The sequence below is a fragment of the Pelagimonas sp. KU-00592-HH genome (assembly GCF_040369695.1).
GTDB lineage: Bacteria > Pseudomonadota > Alphaproteobacteria > Rhodobacterales > Rhodobacteraceae > Shimia.
Map to the genome: position 1 here is coordinate 406,602 of NZ_BAABWM010000002.1, position 19,384 is coordinate 425,985.

Annotated in this window: 19 protein-coding genes; 13 read left to right on the forward strand and 6 right to left on the reverse strand. The window is 61.4% G+C overall.

Going from position 1 to position 19,384, the window contains the following annotated elements; translation table 11 throughout:
- Positions 1 to 71: 71 nt before the first annotated feature.
- Together ABWV42_RS09030 and ABWV42_RS09035 are read left to right on the forward strand one after the other, a co-directional pair.
- Positions 72 to 950, forward strand: coding sequence for a LysR family transcriptional regulator (locus ABWV42_RS09030; protein WP_353339844.1), 879 nt, complete (start codon positions 72 to 74; stop codon positions 948 to 950).
- A gap of 153 nt (positions 951 to 1,103) precedes the next feature.
- The gene (locus ABWV42_RS09035) at positions 1,104 to 2,474 is read left to right on the forward strand and encodes a tryptophanase (protein WP_353339845.1); all 1,371 of its coding nucleotides are present in this window, start codon (positions 1,104 to 1,106) and stop codon (positions 2,472 to 2,474) included.
- A gap of 156 nt (positions 2,475 to 2,630) precedes the next feature.
- On the opposite strand, the gene ABWV42_RS09040 is transcribed toward ABWV42_RS09035, so the two are convergent.
- From ABWV42_RS09040 to ABWV42_RS09055, 4 genes are all read right to left on the reverse strand, one after another.
- Complete coding sequence (locus tag ABWV42_RS09040) at positions 2,631 to 3,701, reverse strand: beta family protein (RefSeq protein WP_353339846.1); 1,071 nt, start codon at positions 3,699 to 3,701, stop codon at positions 2,631 to 2,633.
- Between the two features lies 1 nt (position 3,702).
- Positions 3,703 to 4,113, reverse strand: coding sequence for an ImmA/IrrE family metallo-endopeptidase (locus ABWV42_RS09045; RefSeq protein WP_353340376.1), 411 nt, complete (start codon positions 4,111 to 4,113; stop codon positions 3,703 to 3,705).
- A gap of 90 nt (positions 4,114 to 4,203) precedes the next feature.
- On the reverse strand, positions 4,204 to 4,635 hold the full coding sequence (locus ABWV42_RS09050) for a hypothetical protein (RefSeq protein WP_353339847.1): 432 nt from the start codon (positions 4,633 to 4,635) through the stop codon (positions 4,204 to 4,206).
- A gap of 199 nt (positions 4,636 to 4,834) precedes the next feature.
- Positions 4,835 to 5,629 (reverse strand): 23S rRNA (adenine(2030)-N(6))-methyltransferase RlmJ, encoded by a 795-nt coding sequence (locus tag ABWV42_RS09055; protein ID WP_353339848.1) that lies wholly within the window; start codon positions 5,627 to 5,629, stop codon positions 4,835 to 4,837.
- Between the two features lie 226 nt (positions 5,630 to 5,855).
- Here ABWV42_RS09055 and ABWV42_RS09060 point away from each other — a divergent pair, with 226 nt between their 5' ends.
- From ABWV42_RS09060 to ABWV42_RS09085, 6 genes are all read left to right on the forward strand, one after another.
- Positions 5,856 to 6,896 (forward strand): rod shape-determining protein, encoded by a 1,041-nt coding sequence (locus tag ABWV42_RS09060; protein ID WP_255103276.1) that lies wholly within the window; start codon positions 5,856 to 5,858, stop codon positions 6,894 to 6,896.
- A 37-nt stretch (positions 6,897 to 6,933) separates the two neighbouring features.
- Positions 6,934 to 7,830, forward strand: coding sequence for a rod shape-determining protein MreC (mreC, locus tag ABWV42_RS09065; protein WP_255103278.1), 897 nt, complete (start codon positions 6,934 to 6,936; stop codon positions 7,828 to 7,830).
- Positions 7,823 to 8,365 carry a rod shape-determining protein MreD gene (locus tag ABWV42_RS09070; RefSeq protein WP_353339849.1) on the forward strand — a complete coding sequence of 181 codons (543 nt, stop codon included), beginning with the start codon at positions 7,823 to 7,825 and terminating at the stop codon, positions 8,363 to 8,365. The genes mreC and ABWV42_RS09070 overlap by 8 nt, the downstream gene beginning before the upstream one ends.
- Entirely contained in the window at positions 8,362 to 10,308 is a 1,947-nt protein-coding gene (gene mrdA, locus ABWV42_RS09075) for a penicillin-binding protein 2 (RefSeq protein ID WP_353339850.1), read from the forward strand. Before ABWV42_RS09070 ends, mrdA begins: the two co-directional genes overlap by 4 nt.
- Entirely contained in the window at positions 10,305 to 11,444 is a 1,140-nt protein-coding gene (gene rodA / locus ABWV42_RS09080) for a rod shape-determining protein RodA (RefSeq protein ID WP_255103284.1), read from the forward strand. The genes mrdA and rodA overlap by 4 nt, the downstream gene beginning before the upstream one ends.
- Positions 11,445 to 11,534: 90 nt before the next feature.
- Entirely contained in the window at positions 11,535 to 12,464 is a 930-nt protein-coding gene (locus tag ABWV42_RS09085; RefSeq protein WP_353339851.1) for a 2-hydroxyacid dehydrogenase, read from the forward strand.
- A gap of 118 nt (positions 12,465 to 12,582) precedes the next feature.
- Here the strand turns inward: ABWV42_RS09085 and ABWV42_RS09090 are convergent, their stop codons facing one another.
- On the reverse strand, positions 12,583 to 13,371 hold the full coding sequence (locus ABWV42_RS09090; RefSeq protein WP_353339852.1) for an SseB family protein: 789 nt from the start codon (positions 13,369 to 13,371) through the stop codon (positions 12,583 to 12,585).
- On the reverse strand, positions 13,368 to 13,967 hold the full coding sequence (locus tag ABWV42_RS09095) for a uracil-DNA glycosylase family protein (protein ID WP_353339853.1): 600 nt from the start codon (positions 13,965 to 13,967) through the stop codon (positions 13,368 to 13,370). Before ABWV42_RS09095 ends, ABWV42_RS09090 begins: the two co-directional genes overlap by 4 nt.
- Positions 13,968 to 14,051: 84 nt before the next feature.
- On the opposite strand from ABWV42_RS09095, the gene ABWV42_RS09100 reads away from it, so the two are divergent.
- From ABWV42_RS09100 to ABWV42_RS09120, 5 genes are all read left to right on the forward strand, one after another.
- On the forward strand, positions 14,052 to 14,399 hold the full coding sequence (locus ABWV42_RS09100) for an ArsR/SmtB family transcription factor (RefSeq protein ID WP_255103292.1): 348 nt from the start codon (positions 14,052 to 14,054) through the stop codon (positions 14,397 to 14,399).
- Entirely contained in the window at positions 14,392 to 15,426 is a 1,035-nt protein-coding gene (locus ABWV42_RS09105) for a permease (protein ID WP_353339854.1), read from the forward strand. Before ABWV42_RS09100 ends, ABWV42_RS09105 begins: the two co-directional genes overlap by 8 nt.
- 180 nt (positions 15,427 to 15,606) lie before the next feature.
- The gene (locus tag ABWV42_RS09110; protein WP_255103296.1) at positions 15,607 to 16,854 is read left to right on the forward strand and encodes a Na+/H+ antiporter NhaA; all 1,248 of its coding nucleotides are present in this window, start codon (positions 15,607 to 15,609) and stop codon (positions 16,852 to 16,854) included.
- A gap of 191 nt (positions 16,855 to 17,045) precedes the next feature.
- A complete protein-coding gene (locus ABWV42_RS09115; protein WP_255103299.1) occupies positions 17,046 to 17,705 on the forward strand; it encodes an ABC transporter ATP-binding protein in 660 nt (219 codons plus the stop codon).
- Complete coding sequence (locus ABWV42_RS09120; RefSeq protein ID WP_353339855.1) at positions 17,683 to 19,383, forward strand: KpsE/RkpR family capsule polysaccharide export protein; 1,701 nt, start codon at positions 17,683 to 17,685, stop codon at positions 19,381 to 19,383. Before ABWV42_RS09115 ends, ABWV42_RS09120 begins: the two co-directional genes overlap by 23 nt.
- The last annotated feature ends 1 nt before the right edge of the window (position 19,384 follow it).

Genomic DNA, 19,384 nt, shown 5'->3' on the forward strand with positions numbered 1-19,384 from the left:
GCCTCACATGAATCAAATTGATTGATTTCATCACATGATCTAAATTGGTCATGCAAATGCCGGAGCACACCATGACCCTCAGAATGGACATCGACGCCCTTCAGGCCCTCTGCGCCATCGAAGACCAAGGCGGCATCACCCGCGCCGCCGACCACCTCGCGCTGTCGCAATCCGCGGTGTCGCACAAGATCAAGCGCCTCGAGGACAAGCTGGGCCGCACCCTGCTCACCCGCCGCCCCGGTGCCCCCACCTTCTCCGAAGACGGCCGCGCCCTCCTGACCTATGCCCGCCGGATTCTGGCCCTGCATGACGAGGCCGTGCTGCACCTCACCAACAGCCCACTCACCGGCCACCTGCGCCTTGGCATGACCGAAGACACCACCAGCGGCGGCCTCTCCCGCATCCTCGCCCGCTTTGCCCGCCTGCACCCCGACGTCAGCGTGCGCACCCACGTCAGCCAGAGCCTGTCGCTGATGGCCGATCTCGAACAGGGCGAGATCGACCTCGCCATCATGCAGATCTTCGCCCATGAAACCCGCCCCGGCGACATCGCGCTGTTCCACGATCATCTGCACTGGGTCGCCTCGCCCGACCTGCCCCTGCCCGATGATCGCCCGCTGCCTTTCCTCGCCTTCGACGACAACTGTTTCTACAAACACTGGGCCATGACACTCGGACAGGCGGGGGGGCGCGATTTCCGCACCGTCCTGCAATGCGCCAGCAACGCCGGCATCGTCTCGGCGGTCGAAGCGGGCCTTGGCATCGCCCTCCTGAACGCCCGCCACATCACGCCGCGCATGACGATCATCGACCCGCAGATCGGCGCCCCGCCACCCGACATCGCCTATGTCGTGCGCATCGCCCGCAAATCCCGTTCTGCCCCCGCCCGCGCCCTGGCCGAAGAAATCCAGATCGAAGCCCGAGGCCAGAACGTGCTTCAGGCGGTTTAGGCCATCTTGACCACTCCGCAAATCTGCCCGATAACACCCCCCGCAACGAATGGGCGCTGAGCGCGGTCCTCCTATGGGCAACCGCGGCGCTATGGCCCCATCACGTAAACGTTGCCGTGAATCCATCCGGGGCCATCCACACGGAGCCCTGAGATGAAAACCATCATCGAACCCTTCCGCATCAAATCCGTCGAACCGATCCGCATGACCACCCGCGCGGAGCGCCAGGACCTTTTGCAGGCGGCCAACTACAATCTCTTTGCCCTGAAATCAGACGACGTGCTGATTGACCTGCTGACCGACTCCGGCACCGGCGCCATGAGCGCGGCGCAATGGTCGGCCGTCATGCAGGGCGACGAAAGCTATGCCGGCTCGCCCTCCTTCTACCGCTTCGAGGCGGCCGTGAAGAATCTGATGCCCTTCAACCACGTGATCCCCACCCACCAGGGCCGCGCCGCCGAAGCCATCCTGTTTTCCATGTTCGGCGGCGCAGGCCGCAACATCCCCAACAACACCCACTTCGACACCACCCGCGGCAACATTGAGGCCTCGGGTGCACAGGGCCACGACCTCGTAATCGCCGAAGGCAAGGATCCCGCCTCGGAACACCCCTTCAAGGGCAACATGGATCTCGACCGCCTTGATGCCTACCTCGAAGAGCACGGCGACAGCGTGCCCTGCGTGATGCTCACCATCACCAACAACGCCGGCGGCGGCCAGCCCGTCAGCCTCGCCAATATCCGCGCCACCGCCGCGCTCGCCCGCAAGTACGGCAAGCCCTTTTTCATCGACGGCTGCCGCTTTGCCGAAAACGCATGGTTCATCAAGACCCGCGAAGACGGCCAGCAGGACCGCAGCATCCCCGAAATCGTTCGCGATTGTTTCGCCGAGGCCGACGGCATGACCATGTCCGCCAAGAAGGACGCCTTCGGCAACATCGGCGGCTGGCTGGCGCTGAACGATGACAGCCTCGCCGAAACCGCCCGCAACCACCTGATCCGCACCGAGGGCTTCCCCACCTACGGCGGCCTCTCCGGGCGTGATCTCGAAGCCCTCGCCCAGGGCCTGTCCGAGATCGTCGACGAGGACTACCTGCGCTACCGCATCCGCACCAACGCCTATATCATCGAACGCCTCGACGCCCTTGGCATCCCGGTGGTGAAACCGGCAGGCGGCCACGCGGTCTTCATCGACGCCCGCCGCTGGCTCTCGCATATCCCGCCGCTCGAGTACCCCGGCCACGCGCTGGCCGTCGCGCTCTACGAGATCGCCGGCATCCGCAGCTGCGAGATCGGCACCGTGATGTTCGGCCGCCACCCCGACGGCAGCGAACACCCCGCCGCGATGGACCTCGTTCGCCTCGCCATGCCCCGCCGCACCTACACCCAGAGCCACGCCGACTATATCGTCGAGGCCTTCGAGGAACTGGCCAAGGCCCGCGAAAGCCTCACCGGCTACCGCATCGTGAAGGAACCCCAACTCATGCGCCACTTCACCTGCCACTTCGAGCCGATCGAAGGCTGATCCCGCACACAAGAAAGCCGCCCCTGATGCATTCCAAGGGGCGGCTTTCACCATCAACTCTCAACAAGGGCCGCGCCCGACCCTGGGTGGGCGCCCCAAGCGCCCTCCCATGGGGAGGGTCGGGCGCACAATCGACAGCTCTCTTCCGGAAATCAGTTACTCTATATAGTCGTCATCCGTGTCAGGTGCGGGATCAAACCGCCCAAAATTCAATTGATTGTAGAGGTGCATGTTAATTCTAACTGCTGTGGCCATTCGGAGGTTATCAATTCCTCTCGGTTCACCTATTTTGGTTTTCGCGATCATGTAAGTAGCCCAAATATCTAAATTCTTTGGAAATGAACTACTTTTCATGACTTCGGCGGCCAATCCCTGAAACGTCTCGACTTTGTCATCCGCGCGATAGATTTCCCACGAGCTGCTGGTAGGCAGGTCTATTCTCGGCGGGATGCTACCTCCTCCGCCGCCTTCAGAAGGTGATCGACTACTTGACCAATCTCCATATACCAGCCTGGCCATATTGTTTGCACCTTGCAACTGGGCAAAGATCTTCCTTTCGAGAAGATCCGCGCTTTCGCCCATTGCGAAGCCCGTAAAGCTATTTGGGAAGCTACTCCCTGTAACAACAATGGGAATACTATCCCCTCTAAGCTTTGCGATTTGCTTGATCAGACCGTCGGCCCACAGAGCGCGATCGAGAAGCCTCTTCGACCACCCTGCGTCAACAACAAATCCAAAGTTTGAGTGATCGACCGCGCAAACCCTATTGATGATCTCACTATGATTTCGACCACAATCGTGATCCAAACGTACAAGGAAAAACTTCTCACTCTGTTTGAACGACTGAATTTGAAATTCAATTGGTTCAATTTCGCCGTGATTAACCTGGATGCAAGGGTAGGCATGTGGGTACTTCTGAAAAAAGTCGACCCAACTCTTGTTGTTGTCCTTATGATCAATGAGTTCGTAGTATTCTTCTTGAGCCGGTCTGGTAGCCTCCCGATCATAGAAGGGGTCAATGTCTAGAAAGAAATCCCTATTAGGAAAGACACTTGAGATTTTGTTCATTGAATTTTCCAGCAACTTAGAAGTTGCCCAAGGTTTCAAACAAAATATCGGCGTTAATACGTCCTTTGAACTATCGGGGAGCTCAGATACTGCGCGTAGTTCAGAGGGTCTCAAGAAAACTGTCGGAACATATGAAGAGTTCCAAATATCTACAGACAACTTATCCCAATCCTAATCTAATACTCATAGCCGCCTCAGATACATTGAAATCCTGAGCAATTTCGACTGCAATCCTAGGTGTAGCACGGCCTCCACGCACACGCAAAGCTTGAATTACGCTATCCTTCGGCATTAGAAGTTCGGCCGCCAACCTATTGGCTTCGGCCTCACGCTTGTCGGACAAAGTCGACCGATACAAAATAGAGTCCTCTATCCCGTCACCGATATAGTCCCGATGCAATAGAAAATGCGCTATCTCGTGGGCAATGGTAAACCTTTGCCTTGTGGGTGCCTCGTGCCGATTTACACGAATTCTGTAGCCTGACTGACTACTGTCCGATCTTTGAATTTGTCCAGAAATCCGAGGCCGCAGAGTAGCACTCTTCACTTCGACACCAAGTGCACGCGCCATTGTTGCGATTCTAACGGGAACCTCTTCTAAAAAAGGTGCGATAGTTGCCTTTTCTTCCTCGCTAATTCTTTCCCATTCCGCACTCAAAGGTTAGTCCTCTCTATAGGAGTCATCACCGTTATCGGCGACTACAGGCTCTACTGAACGATAGATAATCTCTTTAGCCTCTTCCTGGACAAGGTCATAGAGTTCACCTCCTTCTCGCAGAGAGTTTTGAACAATTCCTCTAAGTTCACCTTCTTCGTCCAAAGACTGATGAAAAAGCTGAGTAGCCAAAGACGAAACCTTATCACCGATAGAGTTCCAACCAATAAATGCGAGCAATGCGACCACAAAACCAAGCGCAGCTAGGATTATCGAAACCGCAGTAAGCATGATTGCGACCAAATCCGCGTACGAAATCCGGTGAACCGCTTCTGGTGCGATCGAAAAGGGTACAATAGAATAAATGCTAAATACTATAGCGAATGACAACGCTCCACCTACACCCAAAGCAACAACCGCTCCAATCCATTTCAGCATAGCAATCAGTTTATTCCCAAATCAAATTGTTCCGCATTTGTTCTTACTTTAACAAGCCAGCCAAACAACCACAAGATGAAACAATCATCAAATTACCGCACGCCCCCTTAACCCTGTCCATCCGGGGTGGGGGCACCTCCGCAATACCGACGTAATACCGACGTGGCACCGACGCGTCCTTGCGGGCCCTCTTCAGGCGTTAACGAAGACTGTTGAAAAACCCGTCCAGGCGGCGGCATTCGGTGTCGAGCCCGTAGGGCGCGTTCACGATGAACATGCCCGAACCCACCATCCGGTGGCCTTCGCGGGCCGGCGGGAACCGGACCTCGTGGCAGAGCGCTTTCGGAAAGCCCTTTGCCTTCAACGCCTTGACCATGCCCTCGTGGCTGCCGTCCGTCAGCACCGGATACCACAGCGCGATCACGCCCACGTTCCATTTGCGGTGAATCTTGGCGATGAAATCCGGCAGGGTTTTATAATCCTTTTTGATTTCATAGCTCGGATCAATCAGCATCAGCCCCCGGCGCGGCTCCGGCGGGCAGACCGCCTGCGCCATCGCAAAGCCATCCTGCTTGTAGACCTTTGAAATCACGCCATTTTTCACACCAAACATCGATTCGTTCAGCGCCGCGTTTTCCTGCGGGTGCAGCTCTGCAAGGTGCATCCGGTCCCCCGCCCGCAGACAGGCCGCCGCTAAGAGCGGAGACCCTCCGTAAGCCGTTGCCCCGTAACGGTTTTTCACCTCGTCCAGCGCACGCCGGAACGGGTGGTCGGCGTCAAACCACGCTTCGGCCACCCCGATCCCCGCCGCCGCCTCGCCGGTCTTCACCGCCTCCGGCGCATCAAGGTGGTACAATCCCCGCCCCGAATGGGTTTCCAAGTAGCTGAAAGGTTTGGATTTTTTGCCCATATATGCCAGCATCACGCAGAGCAGCGCATGTTTCTGAACATCCGCCAGATTGCCCGCATGATAGATATGCTGATAGCTGAGCATCGCCCCATCCCCCGTTCCAATCCGCCGCTCGTAGCGCAGATTTTCCGCCCAAGAAACCCTCCCCCAGCCCCCCCATTCGAAAACCCTGCAAAAACACGGCGGATTCACGCTGATTTCGCCTCGCACACCCTTCCCGTCGCCAAGGTGCCTCACTATAAGAGAGTCGGTTCGTGCTGACGGGAGTCGCGGGCCTATTTGGGATATTTTCGGGAACGGAACACAACATATGCTGGGAAATCTGGGCGGCCTGTTTACCTCTGACATGGCAATCGACCTCGGTACTGCGAACACGCTGGTCTATGTCAAAGGCAAGGGGGTCATCCTGTCCGAGCCTTCGGTTGTCGCCTATCACGTCAAGGACGGCATCAAGAAAGTGCTGGCCGTGGGTGAAGACGCCAAGCTGATGCTGGGCCGGACGCCGGGTTCGATCGAAGCCATCCGCCCCATGCGGGACGGTGTCATCGCCGACTTCGACGTTGCCGAAGAGATGATCAAGCACTTCATCCGCAAGGTCCACAAGCGCTCGACCTTCTCCAAGCCCAAGATCATCGTCTGCGTTCCCCACGGCGCCACCCCCGTTGAAAAACGTGCGATCCGTCAATCGGTTCTCTCGGCAGGCGCCCGTCGCGCCGGCCTGATCGCAGAACCCATCGCCGCCGCGATCGGCGCCGGCATGCCGATCACCGATCCGACCGGCAACATGGTTGTCGACATCGGCGGCGGCACCACCGAAGTCGCCGTTCTGTCGCTGGGCGATATCGTCTATGCGCGCTCGGTTCGTGTCGGGGGCGACCGCATGGACGAGGCGATCATCAACTACCTGCGCCGCAACCAGAACCTTCTGGTCGGCGAAGCCACCGCCGAACGTATCAAAACCCAGATCGGCACCGCCCGCATGCCCGACGACGGCCGCGGCGCGTCGATGCAGATCAGGGGCCGCGACCTTCTGAACGGCGTGCCCAAGGAAACCGAGATCAGCCAGGCACAGGTGGCCGAGGCCCTGTCGGAACCGGTCCAGCAGATCTGCGAAGCGGTGATGACCGCGCTGGAAGCCACCCCGCCGGACCTTGCGGCCGACATCGTCGACCGTGGTGTTATGCTGACAGGGGGTGGCGCCCTTCTTGGCGATCTCGATCTCGCCCTGCGCGAACAGACCGGCCTTGCGGTCTCGATTGCAGACGAGTCTCTGAACTGCGTGGCGATGGGCACCGGCAAGGCGCTCGAATATGAAAAGCAGCTGCGTCACGCCATAGACTACGACAGCTAAGCCGCCTCTAGGCGCAGCGACCTGAACAGGGGGAAGCGTGGCCCGGGACCGGACATCAGGCGAAGACTATATTGCCCCGATCAGGCGTCTGCTTCTGGGCATTCTTGTCCTGTGCCTTGTGGGAATCTTCCTGCTCTGGCGCATCGATTCACCGCGCGTCGAACGCTTCCGCGCACAGATCGTCGATGCGGTCCTGCCTTCGTTTGACTGGACCATGACGCCCGTCACCGCCACCGTCGACCTGTTTCGCGATTTCCAGAGCTACCAGCGCATCGTGGAACAGAACCGCGAGCTGCGCCGCGAGCTTCAACAGATGAAGGCCTGGAAAGAGGCCGCCCTTCAGCTGGAACAGGAAAACGCCCGCCTGCTCGATCTCAACAACGTCCGCCTTGACCCGCGCCTGACCTATATCACCGGCGTTGTCCTGGCCGACAGCGGCTCACCGTTCCGGCAATCCGTGCTGCTGAACATCGGGGCGCGTGATGGCGTCGTGGATGGCTGGGCGGCGATGGATGGCATCGGGCTTGTGGGGCGCATCTCCGGCACCGGCAGAAACTCGAGCCGCGTGATCCTGCTGACCGACAGTTCCTCGCGCATTCCGGTTGTCGTGCAACCCTCCGGCCAGCGCGGCCTAGTCGAGGGCGACAACACCCCGGCCCCCTATCTGGATTTCCTTGAAAACACCGATCAGGTCCGCCCGGGTGACCGTGTCGTAACCTCTGGCGACGGCGGCGTGTTCCCTGCGGGCCTGCTGGTCGGTCAGGTCGCCTCTGATCCCGGCGGCCGCCTGCGCGTGCGCCTCTCGGCCGATTACGAGCGTCTCGAATTCCTGCGCGTCCTGCGCCACCACGGGCGCGAGACCATCACCGAACCCGGCGAAGTCGTCGGCCCGGTCTTCCTACCAACCCCGGCACCGGAGGCAAGCGATGGCTGATCACATCGCAAGCGGACGGCGCTGGCGGATGCGCATTGCCTACCTCCTGATCGCGCTTGGCGTGGTCTATCTTCAACTGCTGCCCTTTCAGACCATGCCGCGCGGCTGGGCCGGCCCCGACCTTCTGGTGGTGCTGACCGTGGCTTGGGCCACGCGTCGTCCGGAATACGTTCCCGTCCTTGCGGTGGGTGTGGTCTTCCTGCTGGCCGATCTGATCTTGCTGCGCGCGCCGGGCCTTCTTGCCGCCATCATGGTCATCGCCCGCCAGACCCTGCGCCGCCAGTCGCTGATCCTGCGCGACGCCCCTTTCCCCACCGAATGGGCCACCGCCGCCGCAACCCTTGTCGCCATCATGCTCGCCGAACGCCTCGCGCTGACCATCTTCCTTGTCGACCGCGCCCCGCTTGGCCTGAGCGTCATGCAGCTGTTCATGAACATCCTGTTCTACCCGCTTGTGGTCATGGCCTCGCACCTGATCCTCGGCCTGCGCAAATCGGCACCGGGGGATGACGACACGCTGGCAGGTGCAACATGAGACGCCCCGGTCAGGATAACGCGGAATCCCACCGCCGCCTGTCGCGCCGCGCCCTGCTTCTGGGCGGCGCACAGATCGCCTTCATGTCGATGCTGGGCCTGCGCATGCGCTACCTCCAGGTCGATCAGGCCGACCAGTTCCGCCTGCTGGCCGAGGAAAACCGCATCAATATCCGCCTGCTCCCCCCCGCGCGCGGCGAAATCTTTGATCGCAACGGCGTGCCGATCGCCGTTAACGAACCGTCCTATCGCATAACCATGGTGCGCGAGGATGCAGGCGACGTCGAACAGGTGATCTCGCAACTCTCGTCGCTGGTGGATCTCGACGAAGTCACCCTCAACCGCGCCCGCGCCGAGATGAAACGCTCGGCCCCGTTCCTGCCGGTCACCCTGGCCGACCACATCTCGTGGGAGGAAATGAGCCGCATCGCCGTCAACGCGCCCTCTCTGCCGGGCATCACCCCCGAGGTCGGCCTGTCGCGGCAATACCCGATCCGGGGCGATTTCGCCCATGTGGTCGGCTACGTCGGCCCCGTCTCCGACTATGACCTGTCCAAGATCGAAGACCCTGACCAGCTCTTGCGCATTCCGCGCTTCCAGATCGGCAAGGTCGGCGTGGAATCCAAACTCGAAGACAACCTGCGCGGCAAGGCCGGTGCCAAACGGGTCGAGGTCAACTCGGTCGGCCGTGTCATGCGCGAACTCGACCGCCGCGAAGGCCAGCAGGGCGCAGATCTGCAACTGACCCTTGATCAGGCGCTGCAATCCTACATCCAGGCCCGCCTTGGCGAGGAAAGCGCCGCCGCCGTGGTGATCGACTGCCAGAACGGCGATATCCTGTCGCTCAACTCCTCGCCAAGCTTTGATCCGAACCTTTTTGTCACCGGCATCTCGGTGGCCGACTACCGTGACCTGACCGAAAACAACTACCGGCCCCTTGCCGCGAAATCGGTTCAGGGCACCTACCCGCCCGGATCAACCTTCAAGATGGTCACGGCGCTTGCCGCGTTGGAAGAGGGCATCATCACCCCCGAAGACACGGTCTGGTGCCCCGGCCATCTCGAAGTGTCGAACAGACGCTTCCACTGCTGGAAACGCGCCGGTCACGGCCACGTCGACCTTGAAGAGGCGCTGCGCGAAAGCTGTGACGTCTATTTCTACGATGTCGCCCTCAAGCTCGGCATCGACAAACTCTCTGCCGTGGCCGATCGCCTTGGTCTTGGTCACAAGTTCGACCTGCCCCTCTCCGGCATCGCGCGCGGCCTTAACCCGACCCGCGAATGGAAAGAACGCGTGCGCGGACAGGCCTGGGTCGTCGGCGATACCGTCAACGCCTCCATCGGACAGGGAAACGTGCTGGCCTCGCCGCTGCAACTGGCCGTCATGACCGCGCGCCTTGCCTCGGGCAAGGACATCACGCCGCGCCTCGTGAAATCCGTGGACGGCATCGAAACGCCCCATCCCGAAGCACAGTCGCTTGGCTTCAACGCAAACAACCTGCAGAAAATCCGCAGGGCCATGTTCACCGTCTCCAACCACCGGCGCGGCACGGCCTATGGCAGCCGCATCATCGAAGACGCCTACCGCATGGCCGGCAAGACCGGCACCAGCCAGGTTCGCAACATCACCGCCGCCGAACGCGCCCGCGGCGTCACCAAGAACGAAGACCTGCCCTGGGAACGCCGCGACCACGCCCTGTTCGTGAACTTCGCGCCCTATGACAATCCGCGCATCGCGGTTGCGGTGGTCGTGGAACATGGCGGCGGCGGCTCAACAGCGGCCGCGCCCATCGCCCGTGACATCACCCTTCAGGCCCTGCATGGCGGCATGCCTCCGCTGGATGCATACCCCACCAAGGACCGCAAAAGGATCGAGGAACAGCAAAAGCGCCTGCGCGCCGTGATCCCCGATCGCGACGGCAACCGTGGGGGCGACCGCGCATGAGCTATCTCGAGTATACGGTCAAGACCGTCCCCACCGGCATCCGCAAGCTGCTCTACCTGAACTGGCCGCTCATTCTCCTTCTGGCCGCTGTCTCCGGTGTCGGCTTCATGATGCTCTTCTCCGTGGCGGGCGGATCGTTCTCGCCCTGGGCCGAACCCCAGATGAAACGCTTCGGCATGGCACTCGTGCTGATGCTCATCGTGGCGATGACCCCGATCTGGTTCTGGCGCAGCATTTCGGGCTTTGCCTATGTCGGCACCATCGTGCTTTTGATCCTTGTCGAAGTCATGGGCAGCGTCGGCATGGGCGCGCAACGCTGGATCGACCTTGGCTTCATGCGCCTGCAACCCTCCGAGCTGATGAAAATCACCCTCGTGATGGCACTGGCCGCCTATTACGACTGGCTCGCCCCCGAACGAACCTCGCGCCCCCTGTGGATCGCCCTGCCGGTGATCGCCATCCTTTTGCCCACCGCCCTTGTCCTGCGCCAACCGGACCTTGGCACCTCGATCCTGCTTGTGACCGGCGGCGGCATCGTGATGTTCATGGCAGGCGTACACTGGGGCTATTTTGCTGCGGTCATCGGGATGATCGGCGGCCTCGTCACCGCCGTGTTCCAGTCGCGCGGCACCACATGGCAGCTTCTCAAGGACTACCAGTATCGCCGGATCGACACCTTCCTTGATCCCTCCTCCGATCCCCTCGGGGCCGGCTATCACATCACACAGTCCAAGATCGCACTTGGCTCTGGCGGCTGGACAGGGCGAGGCTTCATGCAGGGCACGCAATCGCGCCTGAACTTCCTGCCCGAGAAACACACCGACTTTATCTTCACCACCCTGGCCGAGGAATTCGGCTTTCTCGGCGGCATATCCCTCTTGGGCCTCTACGGCCTTATCATCCTGTTCTGCATTGCCGCAGCCCTTGTGAACCGTGATCGCTTTTCTTCGCTGCTGATCCTTGGCATCACCACCACCTTCTTCCTGTTCTTTGCCGTCAACATGTCGATGGTCATGGGCATGGCCCCGGTGGTCGGCGTCCCCCTCCCGCTGGTCAGCTACGGCGGCTCGGCGATGCTGGTCCTGATGGTCGCCTTCGGCCTTGTCCAAAGCGCCCACGTCCACCGCCCGCGCTAAGCCTCTTGCCTAATGGGCGCGACTGTGGCCTGACTGTCGCGCGGAGCGTTCCACTCCGCCCACGACCATCAGCTTTCGGAGTGCCCGCCCATGATCAACGTCCTTTTCGCCGCCCGTTCCGAACGCTGGGACACCTACGAGGCCCCCTTGCGCGCGGCCTTTGCCAAGGCCAGGCTGGACGTTGACCTGCGCACCGAATTCGCCCCCGAAGAGGTGGATTACATCGTCTATGCCCCCAACAGCGAGGTTCAGGATTTTACCCCCTACACCCGCTGCAAGGCAGTGCTCAATCTCTGGGCTGGCGTCGAGGCCATCACCGGCAACGAAACCCTGACCCAACCCCTGGCCCGCATGGTCGATCCCGGCCTGACAAACGGCATGGTTGAATGGGTCACCGGCCACACCCTGCGCCACCATCTCGGCATGGATCGCCACATCACCGGCCAGACCGGCGAATGGGTCGTCACCACGCCCCCCCTTGCCCGCGAACGGCGCGTGACCATCCTTGGCATCGGCGCGCTTGGCGCCTCCTGCGCGCATGCCTTGACCGGTCTTGGCTTTCCCGTCACCGGCTGGAGCCGCTCGCCCAAGGATGTCTCCGGCATCACCTGTCTGCATGGCGACGACGGCCTGAAACAGGCCCTCGAGACGGCGGATATCCTGATCCTCCTTCTGCCCGACACCCCCGCCACGCAGAACGTGATCAACGCCGAGGCACTCTCGCGAATGCCCAAGGGGGCCTTCATCATCAACCCCGGTCGCGGCCCGCTGATCGACGATGACGCCCTGATCGCGGCCCTCGACAGCGGCCAGATCGCGCATGCCACGCTGGATGTCTTCCGCGTCGAACCGCTGCCTGCGGATCATCCGTTCTGGGCACATCCCAAGGTCACGGTCACCCCGCACATCGCCGCCGAAACCCGCCCCGAAACCGCAAGCGAAGTCATCGCCGAAAACATCCAGCGCGGCGAAGCAGGCCAGCCTTTCCTCAATCTCGTGGATCGCGCACGCGGCTACTAGGGCATTCCCTACAAAGGGCAGCGCCTACCGAGCGACAGGAAGGCTCAGCCCGGCGGTGCCGCCGGGCAAAGTCGTTTGTCCTGAAAGCCAGCATTTCTGCCAACTCAGAACCCCACTCTCACCTCAGTTTCGGAGGGTTGTTCGGATCGCTGCCCGGTTTGACGGGCACGTATTCGGCAGGCTGTTCCGGTTCCGGCAGATCAAAGCGCAAACCCACCCGCGCCATCTGGGCCGCAACCGCGTCTGACGCCGCCACAAAGGCCACGTCCAACGCACCCGCTTCGATCCCCGAAAAGGTCAGCGCCTCGGACACGGCCTTGGCCAGCGCCCCCTGCGCGTCGGGAATGGCGTCGACGATGCCAAGCATGTGGCTCTTGCTGCCGTTGTCGTAGGACACGCCCACAAGATAGGCCATCTTGGCCAGCCCCACGGCGGTCGACAGCTTCTGATCCAGCGCCGTGACCAATGTCTCGGGCAATCCCCCCGGCGCGGTGAACTCTTCCGGCTTGGCCTCAACCTCGTCCGGCTCATGGGTCAGGGTCTCGGCCAACCACGCCAGCGCCTCTGGCGGGATCAGGATCGACGACGGCGCCACCTCGAGGTTCACGCCCAATCCAATCCCCTGACCAGCCAGCATCGCGGCAATCACCCGCCCCGACAGCGCGGCATAGGGCGCGGGCTTGCCCACGAACTCCGACAGCCGCTCCTCGGTATCGAACACCAGGACAAACGCACTGTCCGCCAGCTCGAAAAGCTCTGGCGAAATGTTCTCGCCCTCGGCTTCCTTGGTCAAAAGCAGGAACAGTTCCGCATCCGCCAACCGCTCGTAGAACCGCAACCGCGCCGCATCATCCGCAGGCGCGGCCTCCATTGCCGCATGGGCCAGGTCGAGAGGGGTCTCAGTCATCGCAGAACATCCTTGATCGTCTGTCGCAGGTCCGGCAGCAACTCGGCCTCGAACCAGGGATTTTTTCTAAGCCATGCCGTATTGCGCCACGACGGATGAGGCAAGGGGTAGCGCGCGGGCGCATGGTCGCGCCAGCCCTGCACGGCCTCGGTTACATTCTTGGTGCCAAGGTGCCATTTCTGCGAATAGCCCCCCACAAGAAGGGTCACTTCGACATCCTTCAAGATCGCCATGGCCTTCTCCCGCCAGGTTCGGGCGCAGACCGGCGGCGGCGGCAGATCACTGCCCTTGTCGTTGTAGCCCGGAAAACAGAAGGCCATCGGCAGAATCGCAATCCGGTCACGATCATAGAACGTGGCCTCATCCACCCCCATCCAATCACGCAACCTGTCTCCCGAAGGATCGGTAAAGGGGCGTCCGCTTTCGTGCACCCGCGCGCCGGGCGCCTGCCCGACAATCAAAAGCCGCGCGCCGGGCCGGAACCAGGCCACGGGACGCGGCGCATGTGCCGTCGCGGTCGCCGCGAACCTGTCTTCACACAAGCGGCAGCTGCGTATCTCGTCCATCAACCCCATGACCCCACCCTGCCTGCTCATCAGCCAAAAGGGAAACCGGATATTATTTCGACAATTCTCGAAATAAAACTTGCGCCACCCAATTATTTCGATATTTCTAGAAATATGAAACACGAATCGACAGAAGACCTCTCCCTCGCGGTTGCCGCCTCCACCTTTGCCGCGCTTGGTTCCGAGCAACGTCTCTCGGTCCTGCGCACTTTGGTACGGGCGGGCCACGACGGCCTGAGCATCGGTGAACTCGGCCAGCGCACGGGCGTGACCGGTTCCACCCTCACGCACCACATGAAAATTCTCGCCCAGGCGGGTCTTGTCACCCAAGAGAAAAAGGGCCGGTCCATCATCTGCGCCGCCGTCGCCTATGACCAGGTCCAGACCCTGTCCGACTTTCTACTCAAGGAATGCTGCGCCGATTGCGCAGTCTGCACCGAGGAGCACCACTCTCATGGCTGATACCACCCACTCCCCCAGCCCGATCTCTTCGCTCTGGTCCCGCATCGACAAGGCCTGGCTGGCCCTCGTCCTGATCCTGATCGCGGTGGCCGTGCTCGATTTCCCGCAACTGCGCCCCACCATCGGCTTCGGGATCGAAGCCCTCCTGTCGACCGCCCCCTTCATCCTTTTCGCCATATTCGCCATCGGTTACCTCAAGGCCTCCGGGGCCGAAAACCTGCTGGCCAAGGCCTTCGAAGGGCGCGAAACCCGCATGATCCTGATGGGCGCGCTGCTTGGCGGCCTGTCGCCCTTCTGCTCCTGCGAGGTCATTCCGTTTATCGCCGCCCTCCTTGCCGTGGGTGCGCCGCTCTCGGCCGTCATGGCCTTCTGGCTTGCCTCGCCGCTGATGGACCCGGCCATGTTCGCCATCACCTCCGGAACGCTTGGCATCGAATTCGCGCTGGCCAAAACGGTTTCGGCCATCGGCCTTGGCCTTCTGGGCGGCTTTGGCACCATGCTGCTGAAATCCACACCCGTCTTCGCCGATCCGCTGCGTGAGAAACCGCAGGTCGGCGGCTGCTGCGGCGTCAAGCAACCCTTCTCTGGCAAACCCGTCTGGAAATTCTGGGGCGAGGCCGAGCGCGTCTCCACCTTCCGCGAGGCAGTTCTGGAAAACGGCGCGTTCCTTCTCAAGTGGCTGGCCCTGGCCTATGTCATCGAAGCGCTGATGATCCACTATGTGCCTGCGTCGATGATTGCCTCCGTGCTGGGCGGCGACGGCATCCAGCCGATCATCCTCGGCGCGCTTGTCGGAGCCCCGGCCTACCTGAATGGCTATGGCGCGGTCCCGCTGGTTGCCGGCCTGCTTGAACAGGGCATGTCAAATGGCGCCGCCATGAGCTTTGTCATCGCCGGTGGCGTCAGCTGCATCCCCGCCGCCATCGCGGTCTGGGCCCTGGTCAAACCCCGCGTCTTTGCCGCCTACCTGGGCTACGCGATGCTGGGGGCCTTCCTCGCCGGTCTGGCATGGCAGGCCATCGCCTGAACAAGGTCTGTCGCATGCACCCCGCAAGGGTGTCGCATATGCCCCGGCGCAATGGCGTCGGGGCAACACTGTTGAAATCCACGTGACAACGCCAGCCATACCCACAGACCCGCGGTTGCCCAGAAAAGGTATTTCCGATAAGCAATTTTAAAACTCGTGAGCAGGAAGGGTGGAGCTTAGATGTATCGCGTCTGGAATTTTCTGACCAACTATTCACTGTTGCTTATCATCGGCGCCGTCATCGCGCTGGTCTGGGCCAACACAAACTACGACACCTATCACCACTTCGTTGAGTTCGTGATCTGGGACCATGCACCGATTGGTCACTTACACGACGGCCATCGCACCCTGACCCTGCACTACCTCGTGAATGACCTGTTGATGGCCTTCTTCTTCGGCATCGCCGCCAAGGAAGTCTGGGAAGCCGTGATCCTCAAAAACGGCAGCCTGCGCGGCAAGAAGGCGGCAACCCCGCTGTTCGCCACCGCAGGCGGCATGTTCGGCCCGATCGGCGTCTACCTTGGCCTTGCCCTGCTGTTGGGCTCCGACACCTACAATGCCGTGGCCAACGGCTGGGCGATCCCGACCGCGACCGACATCGCCTTTTCCTACCTGATTGGCCGTCTGGTCTTTGGCGCGGGGCACCCCGCCGTGCGCTTCCTGCTGCTTCTGGCCATCGCCGACGACGCCGCAGGCCTGATTATCCTCGCCATCTTCTACCCTTCGGGCGATCTGGCCCCCGAGTGGCTCCTGGTGTCCTTCGCGGCCGCATTGGTTGTCTTCCTGGTGTTCAACTGGCTTCCACGCCGGATGGACCGCGGCAACCAGGCGCGCCCGAACTCGACCTGGGTCCGCAAGAATCTGCACTTCGTGCCCTATCTGATCGCGGCCGCCGTAAGCTGGTACGGCTTCATGCGCTCGGGTCTGCACCCGGCGCTTGGCCTCCTGCCCATCGTCCCCGCGATCCCGCACGCCGACCGCGCCTTCGGCATCTTCGCCGAGGCCGAAACCCATCTGCATGACCTGCTGAACGTCATCGAACATGCCCTCAAGCACCCGGTCGAAATCGTTCTGTTCTTCTTTGGGCTGTGCAACGCGGGCGTCAAATTCTCCTCGATCGGCGATGCCACCTGGCTGGTTCTGGCCGGCCTGATCATCGGCAAACCCGTGGGTATCCTGATCTGCGGCTGGATCGCGGCTGTCCCCCTGCGTCTCGGCATTCCCGAGGGCATGCGCATCATCGACCTCGTGGTCATCGGCTTTGTCGCCGCCATCGGCTTTACCGTGTCGCTGTTCGTGGCCTCGGTCGCCTTCGACGCTGGTCCGGTTCAGGATGCCGCCAAGATGGGCGCGCTGTTCTCCTTCGCCGCGGCTGTCCTGTCGATCATAGCGGGCAAGATCTTCAGGGTTGAGAAGCGCGACTTCTAGGCCCTGCCAAGTTGAAAACCATGAAAACCGGCGCATTGACGCCGGTTTTTTTGTCATCTTTGCCAAATTTCTGCCGCAGATAGTTGCTATTAACCGTTCCAATCCATCATATTGAGGCACGAAGATCGCCATGAAAGAGCGGTCAGGAATTCCCGAAACGTGGGATGGCCAGAGCAGAGCCGGAGCAATCGATGCTCGAATTTGATAACGTGAGCAAGTCCTTCTGGACTGGAACACAGCGCAAGGTCATCCTTGATCGCGTGTCTTTTCGCGTGGAACTCGGCAATTCGCTCGGCATCCTGGCGCCTAACGGCACCGGCAAGACCACGCTGATCAACATGATGGCAGGGCTTGAGAAACCCGACGAAGGCGAAATCCGCCGGGGGTGCCGCATTTCCTTCCCGCTCGGCTTCATGGGCGGCGTGGTGAACAAGCACACGGCCGTGGAAAACTCGCGCTACATCGCCCGCCTCTACGGTCTCGATCCCGATTATGTCGAAGCCTTCTGCCGCTGGCTCTGTGGCCTTGGCGAATACTTCGACCAACCGCTTGGCACCTATTCTTCGGGGATGCGTTCGCGGTTCACCTTCTCGCTCATGCTGGCGCTGGATTTCGACATGTACCTGATCGACGAAGGCATGCCCTCGTCCACCGATGTCGAATTCAACCAGAAAGCCGGACAGGTTCTCAAGGAACGCCTGAGAACCACCACCATCATTATCGTGTCGCACAAGCCGAAAATTCTCGAAAAATTCGCGCGCTCGGCCGCCGTTCTGTTAAACGGTAAACTGTATATGTTTGACACCTTGGAAGAGGCAAAGCAGCTCTATGACTACCAAACCCAAGGCTAAAAAGTTCCGCATCCGCCGCAGCGCCCCGACCCCGGGCGCGGCACCGGCCCCGGCTTCAGCTCAGGCCGCACCCGCCGCGCTGCCCGAAACCCAGCCGCAGCCCACCCCGGCAGAGCGCCCGCGCCCCCGCGCCGTGCCCACACCGGAACCGGCAGCACCAGCGGCGGCACAACCGCCCCAACCGCAGGCCCCCGCGCCGCAGCCAACCCCGCAAGCGGCACCGCAGCCCGCCGCCATGACACCGGATCAGGAAATCGACATCATCAAGCGCGAAGGCCTGACCGGCCGCCAATTGCGCATGGCCCGTCGCATGGCCCAGAAACACGGTCTGGCCGCCACCTCCGACTATGACGCCGTGCGCCTGTTGCGCCGCAACGGGCTTGATCCGTTCCAGCGCACCAACATGCTTGAACTCGTGACGGCCGACGACAACACCGCCGTCTCCACCACCTCGCAGCAGGCACAACTGCCGCAAACCGTACCGATGGGCAAACAGACCCTGCCCTCGACGGAAACCGTCTCGCCCACCGAGCGCCGCGCCGCCGAGATCGGTGAAATCCAGCGCGACATCGCCCGCCGCCGCCGCCGTCGCCTCGCGCTGATGCTGGCCCGCCTGTCGGTCTTCGTCTTCCTGCCCACCTTCATGGCCGCCTGGTATTTCTACACCATCGCGACGCCGATGTACTCGACCAAGTCCGCCTTCCTCGTGCAGCAGGCCGAGGGCGCAACCGGTGTGGGCCTTGGCTCGCTCCTGCCGTCACAGCTGAACGTGAACAGCGATGCCATCGCGGTGCAGGACTACCTCACCTCGAAAGACGCCATGCTGCGCCTTGATCAGGATGTCGGCTTCAAGTCGCACTTCTCCGACCCGTCGATTGATCCGATCCAGCGCCTTGATCCCAATCCGTCGCACGAAGAGGCCCACAAGCTTTACAAGAAGGTTGTGAAAATCGGCTACGACCCGACCGAAGGCTCGATCCGGATGGAGGTGATCGCCGCTGACCCGCAGGTCGCCACCAATTTCTCGCGCGCGCTCATTTCCTATGCGGAACAACGCGCCGACGATCTGTCTCAGCGCAAGCGTGAAGACCACCTGCGCGACGCCCGCGCCAGCCTGGAGCAGGCCAAGCAGGAACGCCGCGATGCGCAACGCGCGCTTGTCCAGTTGCAAAGCGACAGCGACCTGATCGACCCCGAAGGCCTGATCGCGAGCCTGCGTCAGCAAATTTCGAACGTACAGGTCCAACTGCAGGAAAAAGAACTGCAACTCGCCGCCCTTCAGGACAACCCGCGCCCCAACCGTGCCCGCGTTCAAGGCGTGCAGGGCGACATTCGCCGCATGCAGACCCTGCTGGCCTCGCTCGAAGCCAAGATGACGGATGCCACCGCCGGGGATTCCTCGCTGGCCCAGAAAACCGCCCAGATCCAGATGGCACAGGCCGACCTTGCCACCTCCGATCTCCTGATGCAGTCGGCCCTGCAAACGCTCAAGCAAACCGAACTCGAAGCCAACCGCCAGGTCCGCTACCTGACAACCTCGGTCACGCCGGTCGCTTCGCAAGATCCGGCCTATCCGCGCGCGTTTGAGAACACGATCTTGGCCTTCCTGATCTTTTCGGGCATCTACCTGATGATCTCGCTTACCGCGTCCATTCTCAGAGAACAGGTCTCTTCCTGAT

Bases quoted from the DNA above. Each gene is read 5' to 3' on its own strand.
- ABWV42_RS09085 (WP_353339851.1), top strand. From the start codon at position 11,535: ATGATCAACGTCCTTTTCGCCGCCCGTTCCGAACGCTGGGACACCTAC.
- ABWV42_RS09050 (WP_353339847.1), bottom strand. From the start codon at position 4,635: ATGCTGAAATGGATTGGAGCGGTTGTTGCTTTGGGTGTAGGTGGAGCG.
- ABWV42_RS09035 (WP_353339845.1), top strand. From the start codon at position 1,104: ATGAAAACCATCATCGAACCCTTCCGCATCAAATCCGTCGAACCGATC.
- ABWV42_RS09070 (WP_353339849.1), top strand. From the start codon at position 7,823: ATGGCTGATCACATCGCAAGCGGACGGCGCTGGCGGATGCGCATTGCC.
- ABWV42_RS09045 (WP_353340376.1), bottom strand. From the start codon at position 4,113: ATGGCGCGTGCACTTGGTGTCGAAGTGAAGAGTGCTACTCTGCGGCCT.
- ABWV42_RS09055 (WP_353339848.1), bottom strand. From the start codon at position 5,629: ATGCTCAGCTATCAGCATATCTATCATGCGGGCAATCTGGCGGATGTT.
- ABWV42_RS09030 (WP_353339844.1), top strand. From the start codon at position 72: ATGACCCTCAGAATGGACATCGACGCCCTTCAGGCCCTCTGCGCCATC.
- ABWV42_RS09120 (WP_353339855.1), top strand. From the start codon at position 17,683: ATGACTACCAAACCCAAGGCTAAAAAGTTCCGCATCCGCCGCAGCGCC.
- mrdA (WP_353339850.1), top strand. From the start codon at position 8,362: ATGAGACGCCCCGGTCAGGATAACGCGGAATCCCACCGCCGCCTGTCG.
- ABWV42_RS09110 (WP_255103296.1), top strand. From the start codon at position 15,607: ATGTATCGCGTCTGGAATTTTCTGACCAACTATTCACTGTTGCTTATC.
- ABWV42_RS09115 (WP_255103299.1), top strand. From the start codon at position 17,046: ATGCTCGAATTTGATAACGTGAGCAAGTCCTTCTGGACTGGAACACAG.
- ABWV42_RS09060 (WP_255103276.1), top strand. From the start codon at position 5,856: ATGCTGGGAAATCTGGGCGGCCTGTTTACCTCTGACATGGCAATCGAC.
- rodA (WP_255103284.1), top strand. From the start codon at position 10,305: ATGAGCTATCTCGAGTATACGGTCAAGACCGTCCCCACCGGCATCCGC.
- ABWV42_RS09100 (WP_255103292.1), top strand. From the start codon at position 14,052: ATGAAACACGAATCGACAGAAGACCTCTCCCTCGCGGTTGCCGCCTCC.
- ABWV42_RS09105 (WP_353339854.1), top strand. From the start codon at position 14,392: ATGGCTGATACCACCCACTCCCCCAGCCCGATCTCTTCGCTCTGGTCC.
- ABWV42_RS09095 (WP_353339853.1), bottom strand. From the start codon at position 13,967: ATGAGCAGGCAGGGTGGGGTCATGGGGTTGATGGACGAGATACGCAGC.
- ABWV42_RS09090 (WP_353339852.1), bottom strand. From the start codon at position 13,371: ATGACTGAGACCCCTCTCGACCTGGCCCATGCGGCAATGGAGGCCGCG.